Source organism: Nocardioides taihuensis, assembly GCF_042657275.1.
In the GTDB taxonomy this organism is placed as follows: Bacteria; Actinomycetota; Actinomycetes; order Propionibacteriales; family Nocardioidaceae; genus Nocardioides; species Nocardioides taihuensis.
Map to the genome: position 1 here is coordinate 26,727 of NZ_JBHSKD010000011.1, position 25,098 is coordinate 51,824.

Annotated in this window: 24 protein-coding genes and 2 pseudogenes; 13 read left to right on the plus strand and 13 right to left on the minus strand. The window is 72.1% G+C overall.

What is annotated here, in order from left to right:
* Window positions 1-2: 2 nt before the first annotated feature.
* Both greA and ACFPGP_RS11485 read right to left on the minus strand, forming a co-directional pair.
* Window positions 3-503 carry a transcription elongation factor GreA gene (greA, locus tag ACFPGP_RS11480; protein WP_378590203.1) on the minus strand — a complete coding sequence of 167 codons (501 nt, stop codon included), beginning with the start codon at window positions 501-503 and terminating at the stop codon, window positions 3-5.
* 198 nt (window positions 504-701) lie between these two features.
* Window positions 702-1,118, minus strand: coding sequence for a DUF4307 domain-containing protein (locus tag ACFPGP_RS11485; protein ID WP_378590204.1), 417 nt, complete (start codon window positions 1,116-1,118; stop codon window positions 702-704).
* Window positions 1,119-1,164: 46 nt separating this feature from the next.
* Here ACFPGP_RS11485 and mca point away from each other — a divergent pair, with 46 nt between their 5' ends.
* On the plus strand, window positions 1,165-2,043 hold the full coding sequence (gene mca, locus ACFPGP_RS11490; protein WP_378590206.1) for a mycothiol conjugate amidase Mca: 879 nt from the start codon (window positions 1,165-1,167) through the stop codon (window positions 2,041-2,043).
* A gap of 29 nt (window positions 2,044-2,072) precedes the next feature.
* A complete protein-coding gene (locus ACFPGP_RS11495; protein WP_378590207.1) occupies window positions 2,073-2,321 on the plus strand; it encodes a hypothetical protein in 249 nt (82 codons plus the stop codon).
* A 38-nt stretch (window positions 2,322-2,359) separates the two neighbouring features.
* Here ACFPGP_RS11495 and ACFPGP_RS11500 read toward each other — a convergent pair whose 3' ends face one another.
* The gene (locus ACFPGP_RS11500) at window positions 2,360-2,980 is read right to left on the minus strand and encodes a class I SAM-dependent methyltransferase (protein ID WP_378590209.1); all 621 of its coding nucleotides are present in this window, start codon (window positions 2,978-2,980) and stop codon (window positions 2,360-2,362) included.
* Between the two features lie 157 nt (window positions 2,981-3,137).
* Here ACFPGP_RS11500 and ACFPGP_RS11505 point away from each other — a divergent pair, with 157 nt between their 5' ends.
* The 3 genes from ACFPGP_RS11505 to ACFPGP_RS11515 all read left to right on the plus strand — a co-directional run bounded on the left by ACFPGP_RS11505 (window position 3,138) and on the right by ACFPGP_RS11515 (window position 5,285).
* Window positions 3,138-3,332 carry a DUF1918 domain-containing protein gene (locus ACFPGP_RS11505; protein WP_378590211.1) on the plus strand — a complete coding sequence of 65 codons (195 nt, stop codon included), beginning with the start codon at window positions 3,138-3,140 and terminating at the stop codon, window positions 3,330-3,332.
* Between the two features lie 27 nt (window positions 3,333-3,359).
* The gene (locus ACFPGP_RS11510) at window positions 3,360-4,745 is read left to right on the plus strand and encodes an MBL fold metallo-hydrolase RNA specificity domain-containing protein (RefSeq protein WP_378590213.1); all 1,386 of its coding nucleotides are present in this window, start codon (window positions 3,360-3,362) and stop codon (window positions 4,743-4,745) included.
* 90 nt (window positions 4,746-4,835) lie between these two features.
* Window positions 4,836-5,285: an Hsp20/alpha crystallin family protein gene (locus ACFPGP_RS11515; protein ID WP_378590215.1), complete on the plus strand. Its 450-nt coding sequence runs from the start codon at window positions 4,836-4,838 to the stop codon at window positions 5,283-5,285.
* A 63-nt stretch (window positions 5,286-5,348) separates the two neighbouring features.
* Here ACFPGP_RS11515 and ACFPGP_RS11520 read toward each other — a convergent pair whose 3' ends face one another.
* The gene (locus tag ACFPGP_RS11520; protein ID WP_378590217.1) at window positions 5,349-5,987 is read right to left on the minus strand and encodes a hypothetical protein; all 639 of its coding nucleotides are present in this window, start codon (window positions 5,985-5,987) and stop codon (window positions 5,349-5,351) included.
* A gap of 231 nt (window positions 5,988-6,218) precedes the next feature.
* Here ACFPGP_RS11520 and ACFPGP_RS11525 point away from each other — a divergent pair, with 231 nt between their 5' ends.
* On the plus strand, window positions 6,219-8,093 hold the full coding sequence (locus tag ACFPGP_RS11525) for a CehA/McbA family metallohydrolase domain-containing protein (protein ID WP_378590218.1): 1,875 nt from the start codon (window positions 6,219-6,221) through the stop codon (window positions 8,091-8,093).
* Between the two features lie 10 nt (window positions 8,094-8,103).
* Here ACFPGP_RS11525 and ACFPGP_RS11530 read toward each other — a convergent pair whose 3' ends face one another.
* Both ACFPGP_RS11530 and trxA read right to left on the minus strand, forming a co-directional pair.
* Window positions 8,104-8,514, minus strand: coding sequence for a DUF302 domain-containing protein (locus ACFPGP_RS11530; protein ID WP_378590220.1), 411 nt, complete (start codon window positions 8,512-8,514; stop codon window positions 8,104-8,106).
* Window positions 8,514-8,891, minus strand: a complete 378-nt coding sequence (gene trxA, locus ACFPGP_RS11535) for a thioredoxin (protein WP_378590222.1) — start codon at window positions 8,889-8,891, stop codon at window positions 8,514-8,516. Before trxA ends, ACFPGP_RS11530 begins: the two co-directional genes overlap by 1 nt.
* 117 nt (window positions 8,892-9,008) lie before the next feature.
* Between trxA and ACFPGP_RS11540 the strand changes: the two genes are divergently transcribed.
* From ACFPGP_RS11540 to ACFPGP_RS11550, 3 genes are all read left to right on the plus strand, one after another.
* Window positions 9,009-11,201, plus strand: a complete 2,193-nt coding sequence (locus tag ACFPGP_RS11540; protein WP_378590562.1) for an MMPL family transporter — start codon at window positions 9,009-9,011, stop codon at window positions 11,199-11,201.
* Window positions 11,202-11,293: 92 nt separating this feature from the next.
* Window positions 11,294-11,896 (plus strand): response regulator, encoded by a 603-nt coding sequence (locus ACFPGP_RS11545; protein ID WP_378590223.1) that lies wholly within the window; start codon window positions 11,294-11,296, stop codon window positions 11,894-11,896.
* A gap of 88 nt (window positions 11,897-11,984) precedes the next feature.
* Window positions 11,985-13,856 carry an amino acid permease gene (locus ACFPGP_RS11550; protein ID WP_378590225.1) on the plus strand — a complete coding sequence of 624 codons (1,872 nt, stop codon included), beginning with the start codon at window positions 11,985-11,987 and terminating at the stop codon, window positions 13,854-13,856.
* Window positions 13,857-13,907: 51 nt separating this feature from the next.
* On the opposite strand, the gene ACFPGP_RS11555 is transcribed toward ACFPGP_RS11550, so the two are convergent.
* The 7 genes and pseudogenes from ACFPGP_RS11555 to ACFPGP_RS11585 all read right to left on the minus strand — a co-directional run bounded on the left by ACFPGP_RS11555 (window position 13,908) and on the right by ACFPGP_RS11585 (window position 21,273).
* Complete coding sequence (locus ACFPGP_RS11555; RefSeq protein ID WP_378590227.1) at window positions 13,908-14,543, minus strand: 3'-5' exonuclease; 636 nt, start codon at window positions 14,541-14,543, stop codon at window positions 13,908-13,910.
* A complete protein-coding gene (locus ACFPGP_RS11560; RefSeq protein ID WP_378590229.1) occupies window positions 14,540-16,351 on the minus strand; it encodes a putative nucleotidyltransferase substrate binding domain-containing protein in 1,812 nt (603 codons plus the stop codon). The genes ACFPGP_RS11555 and ACFPGP_RS11560 overlap by 4 nt, the downstream gene beginning before the upstream one ends.
* A gap of 546 nt (window positions 16,352-16,897) precedes the next feature.
* On the minus strand, window positions 16,898-17,596 hold the full coding sequence (locus ACFPGP_RS11565) for a DUF4386 domain-containing protein (protein ID WP_378590231.1): 699 nt from the start codon (window positions 17,594-17,596) through the stop codon (window positions 16,898-16,900).
* Window positions 17,597-17,689: 93 nt separating this feature from the next.
* Complete coding sequence (locus ACFPGP_RS11570) at window positions 17,690-18,031, minus strand: hypothetical protein (protein ID WP_378590233.1); 342 nt, start codon at window positions 18,029-18,031, stop codon at window positions 17,690-17,692.
* A gap of 176 nt (window positions 18,032-18,207) precedes the next feature.
* Window positions 18,208-18,420 (minus strand): annotated as a pseudogene (locus ACFPGP_RS11575) (transposase); the annotation flags it as partial.
* 245 nt (window positions 18,421-18,665) lie between these two features.
* Window positions 18,666-20,678: a delta-60 repeat domain-containing protein gene (locus ACFPGP_RS11580; RefSeq protein ID WP_378590234.1), complete on the minus strand. Its 2,013-nt coding sequence runs from the start codon at window positions 20,676-20,678 to the stop codon at window positions 18,666-18,668.
* Between the two features lie 121 nt (window positions 20,679-20,799).
* Window positions 20,800-21,273: a hypothetical protein gene (locus ACFPGP_RS11585; protein ID WP_378590236.1), complete on the minus strand. Its 474-nt coding sequence runs from the start codon at window positions 21,271-21,273 to the stop codon at window positions 20,800-20,802.
* A 509-nt stretch (window positions 21,274-21,782) separates the two neighbouring features.
* Here ACFPGP_RS11585 and ACFPGP_RS11590 point away from each other — a divergent pair.
* The 4 genes and pseudogenes from ACFPGP_RS11590 to ACFPGP_RS11605 all read left to right on the plus strand — a co-directional run.
* Window positions 21,783-21,974, plus strand: coding sequence for a hypothetical protein (locus ACFPGP_RS11590; protein WP_378590237.1), 192 nt, complete (start codon window positions 21,783-21,785; stop codon window positions 21,972-21,974).
* Window positions 21,975-22,329: 355 nt separating this feature from the next.
* Window positions 22,330-22,545 carry a hypothetical protein gene (locus ACFPGP_RS11595; protein WP_378590238.1) on the plus strand — a complete coding sequence of 72 codons (216 nt, stop codon included), beginning with the start codon at window positions 22,330-22,332 and terminating at the stop codon, window positions 22,543-22,545.
* Window positions 22,546-22,883: 338 nt separating this feature from the next.
* Window positions 22,884-24,650 (plus strand): outer membrane protein assembly factor BamB family protein, encoded by a 1,767-nt coding sequence (locus ACFPGP_RS11600; RefSeq protein ID WP_378590240.1) that lies wholly within the window; start codon window positions 22,884-22,886, stop codon window positions 24,648-24,650.
* Between the two features lie 111 nt (window positions 24,651-24,761).
* A pseudogene (locus ACFPGP_RS11605) lies at window positions 24,762-24,923 on the plus strand (DUF255 domain-containing protein); the annotation flags it as partial.
* Between the last annotated feature and the right edge of the window lie 175 nt (window positions 24,924-25,098).

Sequence of the window (25,098 nt, forward strand, 5' to 3'; positions counted from 1 at the left end):
GCTCAGCCCTCGTAGGGGACCGCGTCGACGATCTCGATCTTCAGCTGCTTGCCGTTGGGAGCGGTGAAGTCGACGGTCTGCCCCTTCGCCGCGCCCACGAGCGCACTGCCGAGGGGCGACTGCGGGGAGATCACCTCGATGTCGCTCTCGTCGTCGGCGATGTCGCGGGCACCGAGGAGCAGCTGCTCGACCTCGTCGTCACCCGCGTAGCGGTAGCGGACGACCTTGCCGGGGCTGACCACGCCGTCGTCGAGGGAGGGCTCGGTGGAGGCGGAGCGCAGCATCTCCTCGAGCTGGCGGATCCGGGCCTCGTTCTTGCCCTGCTCGTCCTTGGCGGCGTGGTACCCGCCGTTCTCCTTGAGGTCACCCTCGTCGCGGGAGGAGGAGATGCGCTCGACCAGCTCGGCACGGACGGCTCCCGTCCTCTCCTCGAGCTCGCCCTGGAGGCGGTCGAAGGTCTTCCGGGTCAGCCAGATCGTGCTCTGGTCGCTCGACTGCGTCATCTCAGCTCCTGGTGCGGTGGTCGGGACACGGCGTGCCGTACCCACGAAACCGTCGGGATCTCGGGTCCGGTCCGGTCTTCTCGCGGTGCGCGAGTGCGGATCGCCGGGGTCCCGGCGTCCGGACAGATCGTCCAGCATAACAACAGGGCCACGTCCGGGGCCCCTGTGTGTACGGCGCGTGGTCCCGGCGGGGGCGGATCAGCGAGGTCGGGGCTGGTCGGGGGTGGTGCAGCCGATCGCCTCGACCGTGGTGGCCCGCCGCTCGGTGCGGATCTCGCGCTCGAGCACGTCGCCGCCCGTCAGGTCGTCGGCGGTGACCTCGAAGGACAGCTCGCCGACCGTCGTGTGGTCCTCGGCCGTGGCCCGCAGCACGCAGGTCGCCACGACGTCGTCGTCCCCGAGGCGGACCGCGATCCGCGCGGTCGTGTGGTGGTCGTCGACGACGTCGAAGGAGACGAGGTCGGAGCTGACGTCGGGGTCGCCCTGCACGAGCACCGTCCAGCCCAGCCACGTCAGGAACACGACGGCCACGACCACCGAACCGGCGATGACCGCCACGCGGGACCCGCGCGACGGCGAGCCGTAGCGCTCCTCGAGCGTGGGGGGTGCGGTCACGGGTCCCATCGTCCCACGGGGTCCGACCGGTTCTAGACTCGCCATCATGCCGCTCGACCGCGCCGGACTCCGGCTGATGCACGTGCACGCCCACCCCGACGACGAGTCGAGCAAGGGGGCGGCCTCGACGGCGCGCTACGTGGCCGAGGGCGTCGACGTGCACGTGGCCACCTGCACCGGCGGCGAGCGGGGCTCGATCCTCAACCCGAAGATGGACCGTCCCGAGATCCTGGCGAACATCTCCGAGGTGCGCCGGCAGGAGATGGAGCGGGCGCGCGACATCCTCGGCATCCGGCAGGACTGGCTCGGCTTCGTCGACTCCGGCTGGCCCGAGGGCGACCCCAAGCCGCCGCTGCCCGAGGGCTGCTTCGCCACCATCCCGGTCGAGGAGGCCGCCGAGCCGCTGGTGCGGCTGATGCGCAGCTTCCGCCCACACGTCGTCACGACGTACGACGAGCGGGGCGGCTACCCGCACCCGGACCACGTCATGTGCCACAAGATCTCGGTGCTCGCCTTCGAGGCGGCCGGCGACCCGGAGCGCTACCCCGACGCCGGGGAGCCGTGGCAGCCGCTCAAGCTCTACTACCACCACTCCTTCAACCGCCCGCGCATGCAGGCGATCCACGACGCGATGCTCGCCCACGGCCTCGAGTCGCCCTGGGCCGAGCGGTTGGAGGAGTGGAAGCCCGAGCCCGAGTGGGACGCCCGGATCACCACCCGGGTCCCGTGCTCGGACTACTTCGGCGTGCGCGACCAGGCCCTGCTCGCCCACGCCACGCAGATCGACCCCGACGGCTTCTGGTTCGCGGTCCCGCGCGAGATCCAGGAGCAGGTGTGGCCGACCGAGGACTTCGAGCTGGTCACCAGCCACGTGCCGTCGCAGGTGCCCGAGGACGACCTGTTCGCGGGCATCCCGCGGCCCTGACGCGTCCGCCGACCTGAGACACTGGGGTCATGCTCACCGTGCTGCTCACGCTCGCCGACACGCCTCCGGAGGACAACGACGTCGTCGCCGGCGGCTGGGGCGCCCTCGTGCTGGTCGGGCTGATCATCGCGGTCGTCCTCCTCGGCTTCAGCCTGTTCAAGCAGCTGCGCAAGGTGGAGGCCGCAGACAAGGCGGGGGTCTACGGCCGCGACGACGACCCCGTCGAGCCCGTCGACGCCCCTGCGGCCGACCAGAAGGCCGACGACCAGCAGTCCTGAGGCGTCCGGCCCCGGACGGACGGCCGACCGGGGCCGCCTCAGCCCCGGCGCACGACCCGCACCAGGCAGTCCCACGCCGTGCGGGTGTCCTCGCCGCCGTGGCCGTCGTCCCCGGTGACCTCGCGCGCGACCCGCTCGGCCCGCACCACGTCGTACGACGCGTCCCCGAGGTCGGCGAGCACGTCGCCGGCGGTGTAGAGCACGGTCGGGTCCTGGGGACCGCCGGTGCCCTCGGCGAGGTTGCTCGAGTCGTGCGCGACGACCAGCAACGTGCCGCCCGTCGCCAGCGCGCCGTAGGCGTGCCGCACCGCCGCCGCCCGCTCGGCGGGCGGCAGCTGGAGGTAGGCGAGCACCGCGAGGTCGAACGTCGCGCCCTCGGCCGCGGGGACCCAGGTGGTGGCGTCCTCGCACCGCCAGGTGACCGGGAGGTCGCCCGCCAGCGCGCGCCCCTTGTCCAGCGCGACCTGCGAGAAGTCGGACGCGACGACCCGCCAGCCCTGCCGGGCCAGCCAGATCGCGTTGCGGCCCTCGCCGCAGGCCAGGTCGAGCGCCTCGCCGGGCGTCAGCCCGGTGCACTCCTGCTCCACGAACTGGTTGGGGCCGGCCGCCCAGACCAGCTCGCTGGCGGCGTACCGCTCGTCCCACGCGCGTGCGTCCATCCGGCCTCCTCGGGTCGCTGGTGATTCAAGCACGCCCGGGGCGCCGGTGGCGGTGGACCGGGGGGACGAAGGTCCCGTGCGGCCGGCGACCCGCGACCCTGCTCCCCGGCCCTCACCCGCAGCAGGCTGGACGCACCCGCAGATGGAGGAGGCAACCATGTATGCCAAGGTCGGAGACCGCCTCGTGGTGCACAGCCAGCACCTGGACGGGCCCGTTCGCGACGGAGAGATCCTCGAGGTCGAGCACGCCGACGGCAGCCCGCCGTACCTCGTCCGCTGGGCCGACACCGGCCACGAGAGCCTGGTCTTCCCCGGACCCGACGCCACGGTCGAGCACTTCGAGACGACCTGATCCGCCATGGGTGGCGGCCCCGGCCGCGTGCCCGCGACCCCGACGCTGACCTTCCTCGGCGCGGCGGGCACGGTCACCGGCAGCAAGTTCCACCTCGAGCACGGGCCGGCCTCGCTGCTGGTGGAGGCGGGGCTCTACCAGGGGCTCGCCGAGCTGCGCCGGCGCAACTGGGAGCCGCTGCCGCTCGACGCGGCGGCCCTCGACGCCGTCCTGCTCACGCACGCGCACCTCGACCACTGCGGCTACCTGCCGCGCCTCGTCGCCGACGGCTTCCAGCGCGAGGTCGTGTGCAGCGCCGAGACCGCCGACCTCGCCGCGATCGTGCTCCGCGACAGTGCGCACCTGCAGGAGGAGGACGCCCGGTACGCCAACCAGGCCGGCTTCTCCAAGCACCGCCCGGCGCTGCCGCTCTACGGCGCGGCCGAGGTCGAGAAGACGCTCCCGCTCTTCCGGCCGACCGGCTTCGGCAGCGCCACCCAGGTCGCTCCCGGCGTGCACGCCACGCTGCGCCCGGCCGGCCACATCCTCGGCTCGGCCACCGTCGAGATCGAGACCGGCGGGCGGCGGGTGCTGTTCAGCGGCGACCTCGGTCGTGACGACCACCCGCTGCTGCGCGCCCCCGCTCCGCCGCCGGCGGTCGACGCGATCGTGGTGGAGTCGACCTACGGTGACCGCACGCACCCCCCGCGCGACCCCGACGTGCTGGCCGACGTCGTACGACGCACGGTGGCGCGCGGCGGCAGCGTGCTGGTGCCGGCGTTCGCGGTCGACCGCACCGAGCTGGTGCTGCTCGAGCTGCACCGGCTCAGGGTGAGCGGTGCGATCCCGCGGGTGCCGGTCTACGTCGACAGCCCGATGGCGCTGGCGGCGCTCGGCGTCTACCGCCGCGCGGTGCAGGGCTCCTCGCCGCAGCTGCGCCGGGAGGCCCGCGAGCTCGCCGCGGCCCTGGCCGGCCTCGACCTGCACGGCGTGGCCGACCCCGAGCACTCCCGCGACCTCAACAGCCCGACCTACCCGTGCATCGTGGTCTCCGCCTCGGGCATGGCCACCGGCGGGCGCGTGGTGCACCACCTCGCCCACCAGCTGCCCGACCCGCGCAACAGCGTGGTGCTCACCGGCTACCAGGCCGAGGGGACCCGCGGCCGCCAGCTGCTCGAGGGTGCGCGGCAGGTGAAGATGCACGGCCGCTACGTGCCGGTGCACGCCGAGGTCGTCCAGCTCGCCGACCTGTCGGTGCACGCCGACGCCGACGGCATCCTGGCCTGGCTCGCCCGGGCTCCGGAGCCGCCCCGGACCGTGTACGTCGTGCACGGTGAGGCCCGCGCGGCGCACGCGCTGGCCGCCCGGGTGCACGAGGAGCTCGGCTGGGTCGCGGTGGTGCCGCAGCAGGGCGAGCGGGTACGGCTCGACTGAGGTCCCGGCGCCCGGTGACCTTGGCCTCTGGCGGTCCTCGCGGCCCCCCTGCTGCGCTGGCAGCAGACGACGCGAGAGGAGTGAGGCTCCATGACGACGACCTCTCCCGACCACGGCACGGCGCCCGCCCGGCGGACGACACCGTCGCTGTTCTCGGAGCTGATGAGCTGGATGGGCGACCAGGCGCCGATCGGCCACGACTTCCGGATCGAGGAGCTCCACGAGGGCGACCGCCGGATCGTCAGGGCAGACCTGCCCGGGATCGACCCCGCCGCGGACCTCGAGGTGCTGCTCGAGGACGACGTGCTCACGATCCGCGCGCACCGGCGCGAGGAGACGGAGAGCGAGGACCGCCACGTGCACCGCACCGAGGTGCGCTACGGCAGTCTCGAGCGCTCCGTGCGCGTGCCGCCGGGCACGTCCGTCGACGACGTCACCGCGTCGTACGTCGACGGGGTGCTGACGGTCTCGATGCCGCTGCCGGTTCCGCCGGCGGCCCGCCGGATCCCCGTGGACCACCCCGAACCTCCGGGCGACTGAGCGCCCGCACGTCACCGGGACCCGCCACTCACGCAGGGGCGGGTCCCGATGACGTGCGGTGCCTCAGTCGGCGGCGGTGGAGGGGCGGTCGTGCAGGCTCGGGAAGGTGCCCGCTCCGGGGGCGGTGGCCAGCCAGGCCGCGAACGCCTCGGGGTCGCGGCGCTCCACCTCGTCCAGGATCAGGCCACGCGCCTCCGCCAGCACCAGCCAGCGGCGGGTGCTGTGCGTCTGGCGCAGGTCGCGGTCGGTGTCGGCCCAGGCGCGGGCCAGCGCGGACGCCGGCAGGTCGGCGAGCTGGAGCCGGAAGTCGGTGCCCCGCGGGTCGGGCGAGATCACCCGCGGGCGGTGCTCCTCGCGGCGGCGACCGAGGGTGCGCACCAGCGGTCCGACCACCCACGGCGAGGTCACCGCGATGACCAGCAGCAGCAGGCCGCCGTACGCGCCGAGGAGGTGGATCACCCCGATCATGCCGAGCGAGCACAGCGGGCCGGCCACGATGCCGGAGACCACGGGGTGCCGGGTGTCGGGGAACGCCTCGCCCCACAGGGCGCCGTACGTGCCGCCGATGAAGGCCATGGTGACCACGAGCGTCACCATGAATCCCCACTCGAGGACGGTCGTGGCCGAGGCCACGCCGATGGCGAGCACGATCACGACGACGGTGCGCCAGAGACGTGTCCAGGTGGTCGGTGTCGTGCCCATGCAGCAACGTTCCGGCCAGCCGGGGCGAACCGGTAGGGACGGAGGTCCATACCGGCCCGGGACCCCCGACCCGGACAGCTCTGCCACCTCGGTGCCACGGCGGCCCGCCCCGTGGTGCGCGGCGGCGTACCGCATCTGGCGCAAATGGGCCCCGCCGGCGCCGGTGCCCCGGGCGTCGCGCGTAGCCTCGCTGCGAACGGGGAGACGGGCCGAGCGGGGTGGAGGCAGGGCATGGCCGACCACGCACCGCAGGCGCCGCGGGCCGAGATCTCGCGCCGGTCGTTCCTCGCCGGGAGCGCCGGCATCGTCGCCCTCGGCGCCTCCGCCGGCATCCTGCGCCCGCAGTCGGCGTCCGCCGTCGCCTCCGCCGCCGAGCGGGCCTCGTCGGTGTCGACGGTCTCCATGGCGATGCACCTGCACGCCTCGTTCAGCGAGGGCATCGGATCGATGGCGGGGCACCTGTCCCAGGCCGTCGCGACCGGTGTCGACGTGGTGTGGTGGACCGAGCACGACTGGCGCATGCAGAGTCGGGGGTACGTGTCCGCGGTCGGGTTCGACGGCCTGACCGAGACCCGGGCCGGACAGCCGAAGGTGACGCTGAAGCCCGAGAGCTCCGGGAGCCTCTCGACCTACTCCGGGTCCTTCGTCACGAGCCCGGTGTCGGGCAACGACCCGGGCCGGGCGAGCGCACTCCGGCTCACGGCCACCTCGTCCGGGACCGCGCGTGCCTCGCGCCGCTACACCTTCGCCGCCGACAACAAGCGCCTCGTCGGCAACCTCGACGGCACGACCCTGCTCCTCGACGTGCTGTGCGTGAGGACCGGGGCCGGCGCCTGGGCCGAGCTCCGGATCCGGTCGTCGTACCTGCCGGCGACCGGCGGACGGTCGGCCGGGCAGTACGAGGTCGTCTACCTGATCGGCGGCAACGAGCCCGACGGCGCACTCACGACGTCCGGCCGCAACGCGACGGTGTTCCGCTCCGCGCCCGTCGGCCAGTGGACCACGCTCGTCCTCGACCCCGTCTCCGACCTCACCCGGGCCTTCGGCGGCGTCGACTTCCGCGACTCGTCGGGGTGCGTGCTGCAGGTGGGTGTCGCCAGCAGCAACAGGGTCCAGGCCGAGGCGGTCTTCGACTACCTGCGGATCGAGAGGGTCCGCAAGTCGGGTGACCAGCCCTTGGCGGTCCAGAGCGCGCTCATGGACAGCTACGCCGTGCGCTACCCCGGCGTCCTGCAGATGCCCGGGCTGGAGATCTCGTCGCGGTCGACCCACGTGAACGGGTTCGGGTCGGGTCTGAGCATCCCGGCCGAGGGCACGCCCGCGTCCGTCGACCCCGCCGGCATGGTGGCAGCCGTGCACTCCGTCGCCGGGGTGGCCTCCTACAACCACCCCTTCGGGACCTCCGGGCCGAGCCGCACGACCACCCAGCAGGACAACCTGAGGCGCACGGTGGCCACGGCCATGCTGAACGCGGACTTCTACGCCGCGGACGTGCTCGAGGTCGGCTTCCCCGGCGGCAAGGCCGGCATGTCCGCGGCCCAGTACTACGCGCTGTGGGACACCCTGTCGCGCAACCTCCTCTTCGCCACCGGCGTCGGGACCAGCGACGACCACACCGGCCGGACGTGGGCCACCCAGCAGTGGAACCACGTCACCCGCGTCCGGGCCGAGCTGGCCGAGGCCTCCCTGCTCGACGGCCTCCGCGCGGGCCGCGCCTGGTTCGGCCCGCCGAGCGGCTACCCCGGGGACCTCGACCTCGAGGCGGACGACGGCACGCCGATGGGGTCGGTCAGCGTCTCGACGGCGACGCAGCGCTCCGTGCGGGTCCTCGCGGACACCGTGCCGAACGGCGGCACCGTCACGGTCGTCCGCGGCGGCGTCGACGCGGCCGGGACCACCGACCCCAACCCGTCGGTCACCCGGCAGCAGTACGCCGCGGCGTCGGTGCAGAACGGCGAGCTGGCCGTGCCCGTGGACACGTCCTCCCCGGCCTTCGTGCGCGTCGAGGTCGCCGACTCGTCCGGCAACCTGGTGGCCGCCTCCAACCCGGTGTGGCTGCTGCGCGACCTCCCCGCCGGGGTGCCGGCGGCGCGGCTTCCCGTCTGACCCTGCCCGGTCAGGCCCGGCTGAGCGCCTCGATCGCGGCGGTCAGCCGGGTGCGGGCCTCGGCGGCCACCTCGTCGAGGGCGTCGGAGTCGACCAGGGCGGCCATCGCCGCCGGGTCGAAGGCCTCCACGACGACGGTGCCGGGCGCGACCTCGCGCACCACGACGTTGCACGGCAGCACGGCCGCGATCGAGGGCTCGGCCTGCAGGGCGGCGTGCGCGAGGGGCGGGCGGCAGGCGCCGAGGATCACCTGCGGCGCCACGTCGACGTCGAGCTTGGCCTTGAGCGTCGCCCGCAGGTCGATCTCGGTGAGCACGCCGAAGCCCTGGTCGGCCAGGGCCTGGCGCACCGCGGCGACCGCCTCGTCGTACGGCAGGGAGAGCGTCGTGCCCAGGGTGTACGACGGGGAGGTGGCGGCCATCAGGCGTCCTGGGCCCGCGCGGCGTCGGCCTCGGCCTCGCGGCGGGCCGCCTCGATGTCGAGGTCGCGCACGGCGCTCACCAGCTGCTCCAGCGCCTGCGGGGGCAGCGCGCCGGGCTGGGCGAAGACGAGGGTGCCGTCCTTGAAGGCCATCAGCGTCGGGATCGAGGTGATCTGCGCGGCCGCGGCCAGCGACTGCTCGGCCTCGGTGTCGACCTTGCCGAACACGATGTCGGGGTGGTCCTGCGAGGCCTGCTCGAAGACGGGGGCGAACTGGCGGCACGGACCGCACCAGGAGGCCCAGAAGTCGACCAGGACGATGTCGTTCCCGGTCACGGTGGACTCGAAGGTCTCGGCGGTCAGGGCGAGGGTGCTCACAGTGAGGTGCTCCTTGTCAGGGACTGGTTCGAACGATACCCCGGGGGGTGTTTTGGAATCAACGGCTATACCCCCTAGGGTATTCCCCGTCCCTCTCCCGACACCCTGAGGTCAGTGATGATCCCGAGCACCACCACCGAGCCCTCGGCCCCCACCGGCGGCCGGCACACCGGGTCCGCCCGCCCCGACTTCGACGGCTACCACCCCGGCCCGCTGGGCCGTCTGGGTGGTTGGGTCGTCGACCACGGCCGGCTCACGCTGGTCGTCTGGGCGCTGCTGGTCGTCGGCCTCGGCATCTTCGCGCCGCGGGTCGAGGCGGAGCTCTCCGGCGCCGGCTGGCAGGCCGACGGCTCCGAGTCCGTGGCCGTCCGCGAGCTGGCCCAGGAGCACTTCGGCGGCAACGCGAGCTCGGCCATCCAGGTCGTCGTGCACACCGACAGCGGGACCGTCACCTCGGGCGCCGGCGCGGCCGCCGTCGCGCGGGCCACGTCGCTGCTCGAGGCGGACCCGCGCATCGCCGAGGTCGTCGCGCCGCAACCGGGAGCGACCATCAGCGAGGACGGCCGCACGGCCGTCGTCCTGGCCGGGTCGGGCGCCGACACCAACGAGATGGTGCGGGCAGCCGACGACCTCTCCGGCCCCCTCGAGGCGCTCTCCGGGGACGGCGTGCAGGTCACGCCGACCGGCTCCTCGCAGCTCTGGGCCGACTTCAACAAGGCCAACCTCGACGCGATGCTGACCTCCGAGATGTACTCCTGGCCGGTGACCCTGGCGATCCTCGTGGTCGCGTTCGGCGCGCTGGTCGCAGCCGGCCTGCCGCTGGTGCTGACGCTCGCCGGGCTGGTGGCGTCGGCCGGGTCGCTGGTGCTGATCAACCAGCTCGTGCCCGTGTCGATCTGGGCGATGAACTTCGCGATGATGTTCGCCCTCGCGCTGGGCATCGACTACGCCCTCTTCCTCGTCGTCCGCTACCGCGCGGCGCGTCTGGGGTCGCACGAGAGTCCCCGGCGGGCCGTCGCGGAGACCATGGACACCGCCGGCAAGGCCGTGCTGCTGTCCGGCGCCACGGTGCTGGTCTCGCTGTCGGCCGTGATGCTCGTGCCCTCCCCGTCGTTCCGCTCGATGGCGGGCGGGATCATGCTCGCGGTGGCCTTCGTCCTCGCCGCCACCCTCACCCTGCTGCCGGTGGTCCTCGCCAAGCTCGACCTGCGGATCAACAAGCTCGCGCTGCCGTGGGTCCACGTCGGTGAGCACCGCTCGGCCCGGTTCGCGGCGTGGGGCGAGCGCCTCTGGCGCCGTCCCGTCGCCTTCGGGCTGGCCTCGCTGCTGGCGCTGCTCGTGCTCGCCCTGCCGATCGCCGGCCTCAGCACCGCGATGCCGTCGATCAAGGTGCTGCCCGAGGACTCCGCCGCACGGGTCGGGTACGACCGCGTGCAGGAGGCCTTCGGCGAGGGCGCCCCGGGCACCCTCCAGGTCGTGGTCGCCGCGGCGGACGCCGACGCGGCCGCCGCCGTGCTGGCCGACGACCCGGGCATCGCCGGGGCGATGCCGGCGCAGCCCGCGGCCGACGGGTCCGACCTCGCACTGATCTCCGCGGTGCCGACGGTCGACCCCTCCGACCCCGCTCTCGCCGACACGGTCGACCGGCTCCGGGACGACCTGCCCGACTCCGCGCAGGTGGGAGGGGCGGCGGTCGAGAACCTCGACCTCAAGACCCAGCTCGACGAGTCGACGCCCCTGGTGGTTGGGGTGGTGCTGGCGCTCGGGTTCCTGCTCCTGCTGGTGGCGCTGCGGGCGCCGCTCATCGCGCTGCTCGGCACGCTGGCGAGCCTGCTGTCCACGGCTGCGGCGTTCGGCGTCGCCCGCCTGGTCTTCCAGGACGGGTGGGGCGACAGCCTGCTCGGCTTCGAGTCGCAGGGCTTCCTCGACGCGTGGGCGCCGGTGTTCTTCTTCGCAATGATCTTCGCGATCGCGATGGACTACACCGTCTTCCTGCTGGCCTCGGCCAAGGAGCACTACGAGCGCTCCGGGGACCCGCACGAGGCGATGGTCGGTGCGGTGGCCCACTCGGGCCGGGTGATCTTCGCCGCCGGCGCGGTGATGGTCGCGGTGTTCTTCACCTTCGCGCTGTCCGGGCCGCTGCCGCCGAAGGAGATGGGCATCGTGCTCGGCCTGGCCGTCCTGCTCGACGCGTTCCTGGTGCGGCTCGTGCTGCTCCCGGTGCTGCTGCGGCTGACCGGCCACGCGGCCTGGTGGCTGCCGCGGTGGCTCGACCGGGCGCTGCCGGAGGTCCGGTTCGCGCACGACTGAGCAGGAACCAGGCGCGCGCGCCGTACGGACGTCGCTACCGACGGCTGACCTCCCGTCCGCGGTGGCGCCGTCGGCCGGGGTACAACTGGTGCGTGCCTCCCTACGCGGCCGAGACGCTCCGGGTGTTCCTCCTCGACGACCACGACCTGGTCCGGCGGGGGCTGCGCGACGTGCTGGCCCCGGCCCGCGACCTCCAGGTCGTCGGTGACTCCGCCTCCGCCCGGACCGGCGCGCAGACGATCCTCCGGCTCGACGTGGACGTGATGGTGCTCGACCTGCAGCTCCAGGACGGCACCGGCATCGAGGTCTGCCGCGCGGTGCGCGCGGAGGACCCCTCGGTGCGCGGGCTGCTGCTGACCTCCGCCGGCGACGACGAGGCCCTGGCCGCGTCCGTCCTCGCCGGGGCCGCGGGCTACCTGGTCAAGCTGAGCAACAGCATCGACGTGATCGACGCCGTCCGACGCGTGGGCGCCGGCCGGACGATCCTCGACCCGGCCGCCACCGCCGGCGCCGTGGCGGCCCTGCGGGGCCGCGCGTCGCGGCTCGACCCGCCGCTGACCCCCGACGAGCGGGGGGCCCTCGACGACGTGCTCGCCGGCCGTACCGACGCCGACGTCGCCGCCCGCACCGGCACCACGGTGGCTCAGGCGTCGGCCCTGGTCGCCGGTCTGGTGACGCGCCTGACCGGGCGCTGAGCGGCGCGCGGGGTTTCGGACCGCTCTCCCGGGGGCAGGACACGACGTGCGGGGCCATCTCGGGCGCCGCGCGCACCTGGAGGGTTCCATGACCCACACCGTCGAGCCGGAGACGTCGGGGCCCGCGCCCCGGAGCGGCGAGCTGCGCAAGGGGCTCAAGCAGCGCCACCTCACCATGATCGCCATCGGCGGCGTGATCGGTGCCGGCCTCTTCGTGGGCTCCGGCGCCGTGATCGGCGAGGCCGGACCGGCCGCGTTCGTCACCTACCTGGTCACCGGCGCCCTCATCGTCCTCGTGATGCGGATGCTCGGCGAGATGGCCACCGCGAACCCGTCCACCGGCTCGTTCGCCGACTACTCCCGGATGGCCCTGGGCGGATGGGCGGGCTTCTCGGTCGGGTGGCTCTACTGGTACTTCTGGGTCATCGTCGTCGGCTTCGAGGCCGTCGCCGGCGCGCAGATCATCACCTACTGGTTCGACGCGCCGCTGTGGCTGCTCTCCCTCGGCCTGATGGTGCTGATGACCGCCACCAACCTGGTCTCGGTGTCCTCCTACGGCGAGTTCGAGTACTGGTTCGCCAGCATCAAGGTCACCGCGATCGTGGTCTTCCTCGTGCTCGGGCTCCTGTTCGTGCTCGGCCTCTGGCCCGACCAGTCCTTCGACGTCAGCAACCTGACCGACCACGGCGGCTTCCTGCCGCACGGCCTCGGTGCGGTGTTCTCGAGCATCGTCGTCGTGGTGTTCTCGATGGTCGGGGCCGAGATCGCCACGGTCGCGGCCGCCGAGTCCCACGACCCCGAGAAGGCCATCGCCCGCGCCACCCAGTCGGTGATCGTGCGGGTGCTGACGTTCTACGTCGGCTCCGCCTTCCTGCTGGTGTGCATCCTGCCGTGGGACGACACCGAGCTCGGCGACTCGCCGTTCGTCGCGGCGTTCACCGAGATGGGCCTGCCCTACGCCGACGACGTGATGAACGCCGTCGTGCTGACCGCCGTCCTCTCCTGCCTCAACTCCGGGCTCTACACCGCCTCGCGCATGCTCTTCGTGCTCGGCGCGCGGCGGGAGGCGCCGCTCCGGCTGATCACGGTCAACAGCCGCGGTGTCCCGGTGTGGGCGATCCTGGCCTCGACCGTCGTGGGCTTCCTCAGCGTCATCGCCGCCTACGTCTCGCCCGACACCGTGTTCCTCTTCCTGCTCAACTCCTCCGGGGCGGTGATCCTGTTCGTCTACCTGCTGATCGCGATCTCCCAGTTCGTGCTGCGTCGCCGTACCGACGAGGCGGAGCTGACGGTGAAGATGTGGCTGTTCCCGTGGCTCACCATCGCCGCCGCGGTCGGCATCCTGCTGGTGCTGGGGCAGATGGCCTTCCACGCCGACACCCGCTCGCAGCTGCTGCTCAGCCTGCTCTCCTTCGGTGTCGTGCTCGTGCTCTACGCCGTCACCCGGTGGCGCGGCGGCTCGGTCTCGGCCGAGGAGGTGGCGGCGCGCGGCGCGGGCCCGGACGACCAGGAGGGGGCCCGCCGAGTCCTGGTGCTCGCCAACCGGACGCCGACGGCCGACGAGCTCGACGGCGCGCTGGAGCGGCTGCCCCGCGCCGAGTCCGCCGAGTTCCTCGTCGTCGTCCCCGCCAACCCGGTGGACACCGGCGAGGCGGGCCGCGAGGGGGCGGCGTTCGTCTGGGAGGCGACCCGCGCGGCCGCTGCCCGGCGGCTCGAGCAGACCACGGCGATGCTGCGCGACCGCGGGCTCAGGGTCGAGGGCGCGCTGGGCGACTACCGCCCGCTGGTGGCCCTCGAGCAGGCGAACGGCGACTTCGGCGCCGACCACGTGGTGATCACCACCCAGCCCGACGACCAGTCCACCCGGCTGCACCGCGACGTCGTCGACAGCGCGCGTCGACGACTCGACGTCCCGGTGCTCCACCTCGGCGCCGACCGGGAGTCGTCGGTGCGGCGCTGAGGTGACCGACCCACGCCGCCCACGCCCCGGCGTGCGCGGCCGGTGACCCGGTCAGGTGCCGGTGTGCCGCCGGGAGGTCTCGACGAGCGTCCTCGCGGTGAGGCCGGGATCCCGCCGCTCCAGCCGTGACGCCATCGCCAGGAAGATCTCGGCCGTGGTGAGCGCGTCGCCCAGGGCGTGGTGCGGGGTGTGGACGCACAGGCCCAGGCCGAGTGCCGAGTCCTCGAGGTCGGGCTCGTGACCCGTCCCGCTCGGGGCGGCTCCGGTGGCCCGCATCAGGGCCGCCGTGTCCACGACGACCGGTCGGGCACGACGCCACCCCGGCACTGCCCGGCCCAGGAACGCCTGCTCCACCCACGCCGCGTGGGCGACCAGGACCCGGCCTTCCAGCCGCTGCCGCAGCCGGTCCGCGACCTCCTCGATCCCCGGCGCCTCCGCCAGGTCCTGCGCGCGCAGGCCGTGGACCGTCATGGCGCTCTCGCTGATCGGTCTGCCGGGCCGGACGGGCTGGTACTCGCGCGTGCTCCACACCAGCCGGCCCTGCCTGACCAGCACGCTCCCGACGGAGATGATCACGTCGCTGCGCAGGTCGAGGCCCGTGGTCTCGAGGTCGACGACGCAGTACTCCGCCTCCCGCCAGGGGCCGTCGAGCCCGGCCACGGAGGAGGCCGACCGCGACCACCTCATGCGCCCACGCGGCGTGTCCAACCGGCCAGGACGCTCTCCTGCACGCTGGCCACGGCGCGGAACGTCTCCCGGAGGTGACGTCGGGTCAGGCTGTCCAGCTCGCGGGGGTCGAGGTACGTCGACGCGGTGCCGCCGACGGCCAGCGAGGCGAGGTCGCGGCGCAGGAGCAGGTCGTACACCTGGTCGAAGGCGGCGTCGAGGGTGTCAGCCTCGTCATGGGTGAGCAGGCCGGCCTCGCGTCCGCGACGGAGCCGGTCGAGCGTGCCGCCGCGGGCGTCCCCGGTGACCATGGCCACCCAGCGCCCGAGGGCGGCCACGGGCAGGAGGCCACCGCGCTTGAGGTCGAGCTGGCCGCGGTGGTGGCCGCCGTGGTCGACGACGAACTCGCGCACGAAGCCGCTGGGCGGCTTCACCGCCGTGCACTCGCGGACGAAGCGACCCAGGAACTCCGCGCCGGGCCGGTGACGCCGGATCGCGTCGGTCACCGTCCGGCCCAGGGCCACCCCGGCGACCGGTCGGCTGTCGATCACGATCGACGACAGCAGGAGCGTCTGCTCGCCCATCGGGTCGGCCAGCCAGCGGGCGACGGCGGCGTCCCACTCGTCCCGCGAGCGGGCGAACAGCGGGTTGGTGGCGTTGGCGCCGTTGTCGCACCGCGACAGCCCGCAGGTCTCGAGCGCCGAGAGCACCTGCTCGGCCCACCGGAGGCAGTCCTCTCGCTGGTGGTCGCCGGTCCCCGGCAGGACCAGCGCGGTGTCGACGTCGGAGTGGGGCAGGGGCTCGCGCCGCGCCAGCGATCCGAGGACCACCCACGCGGGGGCCGGGTCGGGCTGCTCGTCGTCGAGCAGCTCGAGCATCCGGCGGAGCACGGCGTCGATGATCGACGCGTGCAGGCTCCCGATCTGCGAGGCCGGCATCCCGCTCGCACCGAGCTCGATCAGGCTCGGGGCGAGCAGCCGGGCGGCGGCCTGCAGCGCGTCGAGGTCGCCGGCCCCGTCGATCAGGCCGCGCACCTGCAGGGGGTTGCGGATCTCGGCGGACGCGAAGTCGACCGCCCGGATGATGCCCTGCGGCGTGCCCCGGGAGTCGACGATCACGAGGTGGTGCACGCCCTGCGCGATCATCCGCGAGAAGGCCGCCGCCTGCGAGAAGTCCTCGCTGATGGTGATCGCCGGGAAGCTGGCCAGCTCGCCGACCGGCGCCGACAGCGGGACCTCGCCCGTCGCCACCCGCCCGCGGAAGTCGCGGTCGGTGACCACCCCCCACGCCGTGGGGCTCCGGACCAGGGCCGCGGAGTGGTTTCCCTCGGTGACCCGTCCGGCGACGACGCTCACCGGCTCGTCGTGCTCGGCCGTGATCAGCGGCCGCATCAGGCCACGCGCCGATCCGGGGGTGTGGTCGAGGTTGCCGGTGCTGGTGAGCCGTTCGCGGCTGATCATCGTGCCGAAGTGCGAGAACCGGAGGCGGCTGGCGTCGGTCAGCACCGACCGCGGGTCGGGAAGACGGAGGCACAGGCTGTCCTCGGCCGCGCGCACGGTCAGGGCGGGTGCCATCCCGGTCAGCACGGAGATGTGCCCGAAGGTGTCCCCGGGCACCAGGTGGTCGACGACCCTGCCGCGGTCGACGACCTCCACCAGGCCCGTCCGCACGACCCACAGGTGGTCGAGCGGCTCGCCGTCCGCCTGCACGATCGTCGTCCCCGCGGCGAAGAACTCCACCTCGAGCCCCTCGAGCAGCCGCTCGAGCTCGTCACCCGACAGCGCGTCGTACGGCGGCTGGCTGCCGAGGAAGTCGACGTACTCCTTCACCGACCCTCCTGCTGTCCTGTCCCCGGGAGGAGCGTCCCACGCGCGGCCGCCCTCACGTCGACTGGATGGCGTGTTCGGTGGAGGTGCCGGTGCCCAACCGCCGGGCGAGGACGTCTTCGCCGAGGTCCGCCGGCGCGGCGTCCCGGTGCTGCGCTCGGTCGGGTACGCCGCGTGTCACGGCGAGCCGACGTACCTGTCGCGAAGGGGCGGAGCATCCGCTCATGCTGCGGGCTCAGGCGCGCTCACCCCTTCTTCCCAGCACCTTGTTGAGGCGAGGGGCCAGTAGTCGTGGCCGAGGTCGGCCGCGACAAGGAGATCTCGCCAGTCCTTCGTGGGCCAGCCGGAGCATCCCCTGGAACTCCTGCCAATCGCCGCCCGTCGTAATCACGGGCGCAGCTTGGATTCGCGCTGGATCCTGGCCGCCGACGACAGACGCGGGAAGATTGCGGAGCTCGGAAGGCACGCGCTCGGAACTGTCCTCCGGAAACTCGCGACTGGCCCACTTGGTGAGTCGAGGTCCGACTCCCTTTGAGCCACATCGTTGCCTCATGCCACCGGCGTGTTCGAGACGGCCGCTGGACGGAAGCCGCGAGCGATCATCCAGACCGCCAGCACCATCTCCTGCACGGCCAGCGGCAGGCTGAACAGGTTCACCGTGGAGGAGTTGATGTCGACAACTCCGTACATCGCGAGCAGGTAGGCGGCGGCATAGAGCGGGACCGCGATGAGACCCCACGACGCGATCCAGCGGGGGACGATGCGCGACCTGTACAGCAGGACGTAGAACAGGGCGCCGCCGAAGCAGAACACCAGCGACATGATGGCGCTGGCGCCATCAGAGTCGATCACAAGGGTGCCCAGACGCACGCCGGCTGGTGAGGCCGTGCCCGGACCCGCCGCCATGGTGTCGGCCAGTGGCACGAGCAGCAGCCATGCGGTCGCGACGATGACGTAGGTGGTCGCCTCGACCGCACCCCGGATGATCAGGTAGCCCGTCGCCAGCACTTCGTCCAACTGGCGCAACATGGGGAAGAGCACCACGGGGACCATCGCGAGCGACAGGCCCATGACGAGCACGAGCAGTGCCCCCGTGGCGACGGCGCCAGAGTGGTCCGCTGCGTAGGCAAGCGGATCGTCCGCGTTGTGAACCGGGAGGTACGTGACGGCCTTGCTGAGAATGCCCGACGCTGTCCCGATGATGTACAGGATCCCCGCGGCGATGGCAGCAGCCCTGTGCTCACGCACGCCACGGCCGGGCCGAGAGTCGCCATGGACAAGTGGTGGGTACGACTTCGTGGATGACATGAGCGGTCCCTCCTTCGTGCGGCTCGCGCCAGGTCAGAACTTGCCCAGTGCGATCTCTGAGAGCAGCAAGGCCAGAGGAAGCAGTCCAAGCCCAGTGGCGAGCACCACCATCCAGGTCCGCTCGTGGTGACGGACGAGCGCGATGAGGCCGGAGACGAAGGCGGCGAACGCGCACGCCCAGATGCCCGCGCCCCACACGAGCTGTGCCCAGCTGTCGGCGTAGCTGCTGGCTGGTTCCACGACCTCGAGCGCGAACGAGAGCATCAACAGGGCGATGCCCAAGACGCTCAGCCCCGCGAACATGATCGCTCGCCGGCCGACGTGGGATTCCGGCCATCCCCGCTCGTCCTGACGCAGGCTCAAAGGCGTGGCCACGACTCGAGTCTCGTCGTAACGTGGCCCGTTCTCCAGAGGCCAAAGCCCCCCGAGGCTCCTCGTGGTGCTGGAACAGCTGAACCGGTAGGCATCCTGCGCGGCGACGCGGTCCCGACATGCCGCTGCGAGCCAGACGCGCGGTTGCGCCCGGTCATGCCTGCGGGCTCAGGCGGTCATCACAACAGCTCGGCCAGTGCTTGTGATGGTGTCTTGAAGCCGAGGGTCTGTCGAGGTCTGCCGTTGAGCCGGTCGCCGATGGCGTCGAGGTCGGTCTGGGTGAGGTGCGGAAGTCGAGGGTACGGGGCAGGTACTGGCAGCAGGCCGTTGGTGTTCTCGTTGCTGCCGCGCTGCCACGGGCTCTTGGGGTCGCAGAACGAGACCTCGATCCCCGGGGGCGCACGCATGGACGGAGTGCTTCGCGGGCGCGGGCTCGCGCGGGCTCGACCGCCAACGTCATACGTTTCGGCGGTCAGGACCGGCAGGTCGCATGACGTCCCCCAACGCACTCAACTGCCGGTGACAGTGATTGCCCCAGGAAGCAGCAGGCTCTTCTGCGTGAGAGCGTCCAAGCAGCCCGCGTGGTTGAGCGGACCTTCTCGATGCGCACCCCCGTGGCTCGCGACAAGGTGGAGTGTCATGGCTGGTAGGAGAAGAGGCCGGTGGCGGTGTAGTTGACCCCGTCCAGCCCTCTGCCGCCGATCTGGGTGACGGCCCCGACGGGCTTGCCGTTGAACGGGACCCGGTACAGCTTGCCGGAGGCGGAGTAGACGAGCTGTCCGGAGCTCATGGTCATGCCGCGCACCTTCGACCAGGGGACGCCGTCTCCGGTGCTGGCGACGAAGAGGTTGGCGCCGATGATGCGGCTCTGGGGTGTGAAGTAGCGGTAGTAGAGCCGGTTGTCCCCGGACACGGTGTAGTAGAGCCGTCCGTTGTCGAAGAACATGCCGGTGGTCTTGGCGAGCTGGGCGGAGAGGCTGGGGATCGCGGTCTTGGTGCCGGGGATCTTGAAAGTGGTCGGCGGGGCGACCTCAAGACCGTTCAGGCTGATCGGCGTCGGGGCTCCGACACTGGTGCCGTCGAAGTCGCGCACCGAGAAGGTGCCGTCGCTCCACCCCGTGTACAGCCTGCCGTTCAGCGCGAACGACCCCCGGGCCTGGCTCCAGTCCACGCCGGTGGGCACGACGGTGCCGGTCCCGGGCGTGGAGCCGTCGAAGGTACGCCGAACCAGGTTGCCGGTCGCGGCGTCGAGGCTGAACAGGTCAGCGGTGATCGGGTAGGGGTCGTTGGGCGGGACGCTGATCCCCCCGGCGAGGGGTAAGAACCCGAGCTTGGGGTGGGTCTCGCCACCGAGGACATCGGTGTCGCTGCCGACCCAGAGGCCATCGGCGGTGGCCAGGAAGCCGAAGACGCCCATGCCCCGGGTGCGTCCCGGGTCCCAGGTGAACGGGAGTCCGTTCACCGGGTCCAGGGCGGCGATGCCTTGGCGCGGGATCCCCCCGGGGCCGGGGCCGGGGCACACGCCGCACGCCTGGGCGATGTAGGGGTTGTTCATCCACTGCTGGTGCCCACCGGCGTACACGGCCGAGCCGGTGACGGCGACCGCCGTGAACGAGTCGCCGCCGCTCCAGGACACCCAGGTCGGCTGCTGCGCAGGTCCTCGCCCGGAGGTCTCCCACCGGGAGACGGTGTCGCAGAGGCGGGTGGCGCGGTTCGAGCCCGTGGTGGCGACCACGAAGTAGTTGCCGTCGGGTGCGAAGTCCACGTCGCGCATGTAGGAGTCGAAGGAAGTCGAGCACCACGAGGCGTTCAAGACGTTGGGGTTGTAGACGGGGAAGAGGTCGGTCTGCCAGTCCGCCACCGTGACCGGTGTGGTGGTGAGGTCGAGCATCGCGATCTGGATCCGGGACTGGCCGCCGACGAGGCTGAAGTTGCCGACCGCGACCAGGGTCGACCCGTCCGGGCTCACATCGACTTCGGGGACGCCCATCGTCCCGCGCGGCGGGGCCGTGAACGGCAGATCAAGGGCCGGGTCGACCGCGCCCGTCACAGGGTCCAACCGCGCCAGGCCGGAGCGGTTGCTGCCGTTGACGGTGGTGAACTTGCCGCCCGCGTACAGCCACCCGTCGCGCACCACGACCTCCTGGCCCAGGGAGTTGGCGTTGGCGGTGAAGCCGGTGTCGACCTGCCCGGTGGCGAGGTTGATCCTGGCGATGCGGCGCTTGGTGGCGCCGTTGACGGTGGTGAACCCGCCCGCGACGATCACCGCGGACCCGTCGGGCGCGACAGCGATGGACTCGACCTCGTCGTTCAGGACAGGTGCGAAGCCCGGGAGGACCTGGCCGGTGGTGGTGTCGACCGCGAACAGGTAGGCGCGGTCCAGCACGGTCGGTGAGCCGGCTTCCTGGACCTGGGTGAACGTGCCGCCGACCACGGCGGTGGCCCCGACCTGCACGATGGCGTTGACCTGCCCGTCGAGCACGTGCGGGGTCCAGTCGACGGGGTTCGCGCCGACGACCCGCGTCTGGTCGGTGAGCTGGGCCCGAGCAGGCGAGGTCAGAGTCCCGGCGACAAGGACCGCACCGAGAACCAGGGCGAGTACGCAGACGAGACCGAGGGGCCGGGCGCGGCGGCCAAGTGTGGTGGGCACGGGATCACTCCAGGGCTGCGTGGGACGAGCACGTGTGCTGCCGGTGGAGGGTGACGCTCCTGGGTCGACGGGGTCGCGGCCACCGTCGACCCAGGGAGTCACCCGTGGGAGGAGTGTCGGGTCAGTAGCCCGCGCACCCGGTGACCCAGAAGGTCTTGTACTTGGTGTCCTTGCCGATTGATCCGGGGGCGTTCACCTTGAGCTTGACGTGGTAGCCCTGGTTCGGGTGGGCCATGAACAGCTTCAACGCACCGGACAGGTCGTAGGTCCTCTGGGCATCCACGTCGGTGCCACCGCCGGCGGCATCCTCACCGATGAAGACCGTGTCGGTCAGCAGGGTGATGGACTTCCCGGTCGGCGGCTGCGCGGAGAACTTGACCGACGCGTTCAGGTCGCCCAGGTCGAAGCCGTAGAAGTCGACCTGGAACGTGCAACCGACGTGAGGCTCGTTGTCGGGGTACTGGTCGAACGCGACACCGTCGATCTTGACCGTGCCGTTGTTGCCGGGCGGGTCTGCTGAGGCGACACCGGCGGAGAGGAAGACGCCGAGCACGCCCACGAGCGCTACTCGGACAAGGGTGGACAGGAGTCTCATCGTTGGTACCTTCCGACTCGGATGGAACAAAAGTGGTGATCCGGTCGAGTCCACCCGCGAGATGGACCCCGAAGGCTCGGCCAGAACGAAGCCATGCATGTTTCCTGTCCGGCACAAGGTAGGTGCCACGGCCCAGACGCTGGCTGTCGGCCGATGAGATTCATCGATTCTGGTCACGGCCGCGCCAGCGCGCAGCGCTCGGAGTCCCCCCATCGAAGGAAGGCGCAGTCATCCGCTCATGCCGCAGAGTTCGCGCCTCTCGGACAAGGAGTGTGCCCCTGGCGCTGGCTGCCTGGCCGAACGGCCGCGACGCCGACGAGCCGGAGCTCGAGCCGTACGCCGCACGGCTGCACAGCCTCCAGGACGCGGTGTTCGCTCAGGAACGCGGAGAACGACGATGAACTCCAAGCCGACGGCCTCCTGATCCCTCAGCAGCCGTCGGTCGTGTCGATGCAGTAGGCGCGGTCTCCGCACTGACGTCGCTGGATACCGTGACGGCGAAGTTGCCGATGCCCAACCGCCTGGCCGGCGTGATCGGCTGGACTGCTGCCATCGCCGCCTTCGGACCGTTCTTCTTCGGCGTCGGCCTGACCCTGATGAGCCCGCAGGTGTTCTTCTGGATCGGCGCGGCGTTCGCGGTCATGTGCATCGCGATCACCTGGTTCCGCTACGCACGGCCGGGGGCACCCAAGCCCTCCTGAGGCCGGCCTGGCGGCCTTGGTGCCGGCCATGGACCCGTCCCTGACCGCGCCGCCTGACCGCGCTGCACCGCCGCCCCCGAGAGTCTCGAGGGCGGCGGTTCGCACGCCCCACCGCCAGCACGGGGCCACCGGGCCGACGAACGGACGGGACGAGCAGCAGCCGATAGCCGGCCGGTCCGCCACCCCCGACGCGGACCGAACGCTCCGACACCAGCCATCTCCGGCTGGCCCGGGGCTGCCCGTCAGAGGACGAGGTCACCGCACGCCCGGCCCGACCACGCTCCGCGGACGCCGCGACCTCGGCAGCATCGACTGCGACAACGCCCCGCACCTGGCCGCCGCCCCGGCCAGGCAGGTGTGGATCCACACCGAGGCGCCCCGCCCGGTCAACAACGCCACGACCGTGTCGTTGGCCAACCCGCACCAGATGCGGATGAGCCTGCTGCGCACGGTCCCCGCGCTCGAGGAGGTGCCGAGCCCGTTGAGCATCGTCGTCGAGGACCCCGACCGTCCCTCCGACTTCGACCTGATGGACAACGTCGTCGCCGTCGCCGCCGCAGTCGCCGGCTGACACCGCGCACTGCTCGCCCAGACCCCCCGAGGTCTGGGCGAGCAGTCACGTCCGACGGCCGAGTTCACGCACCGTCCGGGCGCGGACAAGGGCCCGTCAAGCGCCGCAAAGGCGTTCGATTCCGGTCGCAGGTCGGGTCGTGGCGCAACAAATCCAGTCGCCGACAGGCCCATCGAGGGTCACATCCGCACGGGGACTAGTGCTGTCTTGTCCGCCAACCCGCCGAGGAGGAACGTCCTTCGGAAGGCCTCGCGTGTCAGCCGCGATGCGCCATGGGGGACGCGTTCTGGGGGAGACCTTGCAGGTGCATGTCCGCAACCACGCAAGGAGACCGGCTGATGTCCGACCGTGCCTACCATCCACGCAAGATCCTCCGGCCGGTGCCGTGGGGCGCCGCGACCGCGCTGCTGTGCGCCGTCGTGCTCGCGTCCGCGGCAGCGGCCGCCCCGGCGAGCGGCTCGGGTGCCGCCACCTGGCCCACCGGCGGCCAGAACATCGACAACTCCCGCAACCAGCCGCTGGAGACGACCATCGGGGTCGGCAACGTCGCCCAGCTCGCGCCGAAGTCCGGCTGGGGAACCGCTGGCGCGTTCACCACCGGCGGCGGCGACGTGTCCGCCACCCCCGCCGTCGACGACACCCGGCTCTACTTCCCGGCCTCGAACGGCAAGCTGTTCGCCGTCAACCGCGCCACCGGCGCCACCGTCTGGAGCTCCGACATCGCCGACGCGACCGGCATCAAGCCCGCCAACGGCGCCACCGGCGTCGACTACGCCCGCGCCACCCCCGCCCTGGCCGGACAGACCCTCATCATCGGCACCCAGTCCGGCAAGTTCGAGACACCCGACTGGGCCGCGGACCACCCCGCCCTAGCGGGCGCGTACATCCTCGCCTACGACAAGGCGACCGGAGCCCTGCTGTGGAAGACGAAGATCGACTCCCACTTCTCCGCCATCGTCACCCAGTCCGCCCAGGTGTCCGGAACCACCGCCTACGTCGGCGTCGCCTCGAACGAGGAGGCGTTCGCCAACCAGGACCTCTCCGGCGGCATCCCGTACACCTGCTGCACGTTCCGCGGGAAGATGGTCGCCCTGGACATCAAGACCGGCCAGATCAAGTGGTCCACCTACATGGTGCCCGCTGACGCCGGCTACAGCGGCGCGTCCGTGTGGGGCAGCACGCCGGCCGTCGACACGCAGCGCAACGCCGTCTACGTGACGACCGGCAACAACTACTCGCTGCCGGCCGACCGGATCGACTGCGTCAACACCGCCACCACGTTCGAGGCGAAGCAGGCCTGCTTGCCCGGCGACTACTTCGACGCGATCGTGTCCCTGAACGCCAAGACCGGCGCCATCAACTGGGCCCACCGGGCACTCGCGTCCGACGCGTGGAACACCGACTGCGGCCTGCCCGGCTTCAGCCCGGGCGGCACGAACCCGGGCAACTGCCCCGAGGGCGCCGGACCCGACTACGACTTCGGTCAGGGCGCGATGCTGCTGCGCACCAAGATCGGCGGCAAGACGACCGACGTCGTCGGCGCCGGGGAGAAGAGCGGCGACTTCCTGCTGCTGAACCGTGACACCGGCGCCCTGCAGTGGAAGACCCACGTCGGGCCCGGAGGCCTGACCGGCGGCCTGCAGTGGGGGTCGGCCACCGACGGCAAGCGCATCTACGTCGCCGAGTCGAACTCCGCCGACCTCAGCACCAAGGGCTACTGGTCGGCCCTCGACCCGTCCACCGGTGCCGAGCTGTGGCGCACCTACGACCCCGGTGACGGCATCGGCAACGCCTCGTGCGACTTCATCTACCCCGGCTGCACCTGGAACCAGATTGGCATCGGGTTCGGCTACTCCGCCGAAGGACCGGTCAGCGTCGCCAACGGCGTCGTCTACGCCTGCTCGCTGAACCCGGTCGGGGCGAACATGGTCGCCATGGACGCCGCCACCGGAGCGATCAAGTGGACCTTCGCCAGCGGCTCCTCGTGCCTGGGCGGGGCCGCGATCGCCGGCGGCGCCGTCTACTGGGGCACCGGCTACCGGTCGTTCGCGCCGCTGACCACCGCCGGCGACAAGCTGTTCGCCTTCACCCTGAACGGAGGCTGACACCGCCTCGCCCCGACTCGGCCCCGGACGACTGCCCCCAGTCCCGGGGCCGGGTTCATGGCGCGCGACCGGCCTCATGTCGACTGGATAGCGTGTTCGGTGGAGGTGCCGATGCCCAACCGCCTGGCCGCCGCAACATCGCCGTACCTGCTCCAGCACGCCGACAACCCGGTCGACTGGTGGGAGTGGGGCGAGGACGCGTTCGCCGAGGCCCGCCGGCGCGGCGTGCCGGTGCTGCTCTCGGTCGGGTACGCCGCGTGCCACTGGTGCCACGAGGCTCCTCGGTTGGCGGCTGTTAGCGGATTCTGACGAAACCGCAGGTCAGAGCGGGTGTGGCGGGTCGTGCTGAGTTAGCGCGTATCGCCGTTGGACACCGATTCCGCGCCCTCGTGCATCACTCTCGTGCATCACTTCGGCCCCATCACTGGCGACCCAGTGGCAGCCGATC

Coding starts and splice junctions, on each gene's coding strand:
- greA (WP_378590203.1), bottom strand. CDS start 503: ATGACGCAGTCGAGCGACCAGAGCACGATCTGGCTGACCCGGAAGACC.
- mca (WP_378590206.1), top strand. CDS start 1,165: ATGCCGCTCGACCGCGCCGGACTCCGGCTGATGCACGTGCACGCCCAC.
- ACFPGP_RS11495 (WP_378590207.1), top strand. CDS start 2,073: ATGCTCACCGTGCTGCTCACGCTCGCCGACACGCCTCCGGAGGACAAC.
- ACFPGP_RS11500 (WP_378590209.1), bottom strand. CDS start 2,980: ATGGACGCACGCGCGTGGGACGAGCGGTACGCCGCCAGCGAGCTGGTC.
- ACFPGP_RS11505 (WP_378590211.1), top strand. CDS start 3,138: ATGTATGCCAAGGTCGGAGACCGCCTCGTGGTGCACAGCCAGCACCTG.
- ACFPGP_RS11515 (WP_378590215.1), top strand. CDS start 4,836: ATGACGACGACCTCTCCCGACCACGGCACGGCGCCCGCCCGGCGGACG.
- ACFPGP_RS11520 (WP_378590217.1), bottom strand. CDS start 5,987: ATGGGCACGACACCGACCACCTGGACACGTCTCTGGCGCACCGTCGTC.
- ACFPGP_RS11525 (WP_378590218.1), top strand. CDS start 6,219: ATGGCCGACCACGCACCGCAGGCGCCGCGGGCCGAGATCTCGCGCCGG.
- ACFPGP_RS11530 (WP_378590220.1), bottom strand. CDS start 8,514: ATGGCCGCCACCTCCCCGTCGTACACCCTGGGCACGACGCTCTCCCTG.
- ACFPGP_RS11540 (WP_378590562.1), top strand. CDS start 9,009: ATGATCCCGAGCACCACCACCGAGCCCTCGGCCCCCACCGGCGGCCGG.
- ACFPGP_RS11550 (WP_378590225.1), top strand. CDS start 11,985: ATGACCCACACCGTCGAGCCGGAGACGTCGGGGCCCGCGCCCCGGAGC.
- ACFPGP_RS11555 (WP_378590227.1), bottom strand. CDS start 14,543: ATGAGGTGGTCGCGGTCGGCCTCCTCCGTGGCCGGGCTCGACGGCCCC.
- ACFPGP_RS11585 (WP_378590236.1), bottom strand. CDS start 21,273: ATGAGACTCCTGTCCACCCTTGTCCGAGTAGCGCTCGTGGGCGTGCTC.
- ACFPGP_RS11590 (WP_378590237.1), top strand. CDS start 21,783: ATGCCCAACCGCCTGGCCGGCGTGATCGGCTGGACTGCTGCCATCGCC.
- ACFPGP_RS11600 (WP_378590240.1), top strand. CDS start 22,884: ATGTCCGACCGTGCCTACCATCCACGCAAGATCCTCCGGCCGGTGCCG.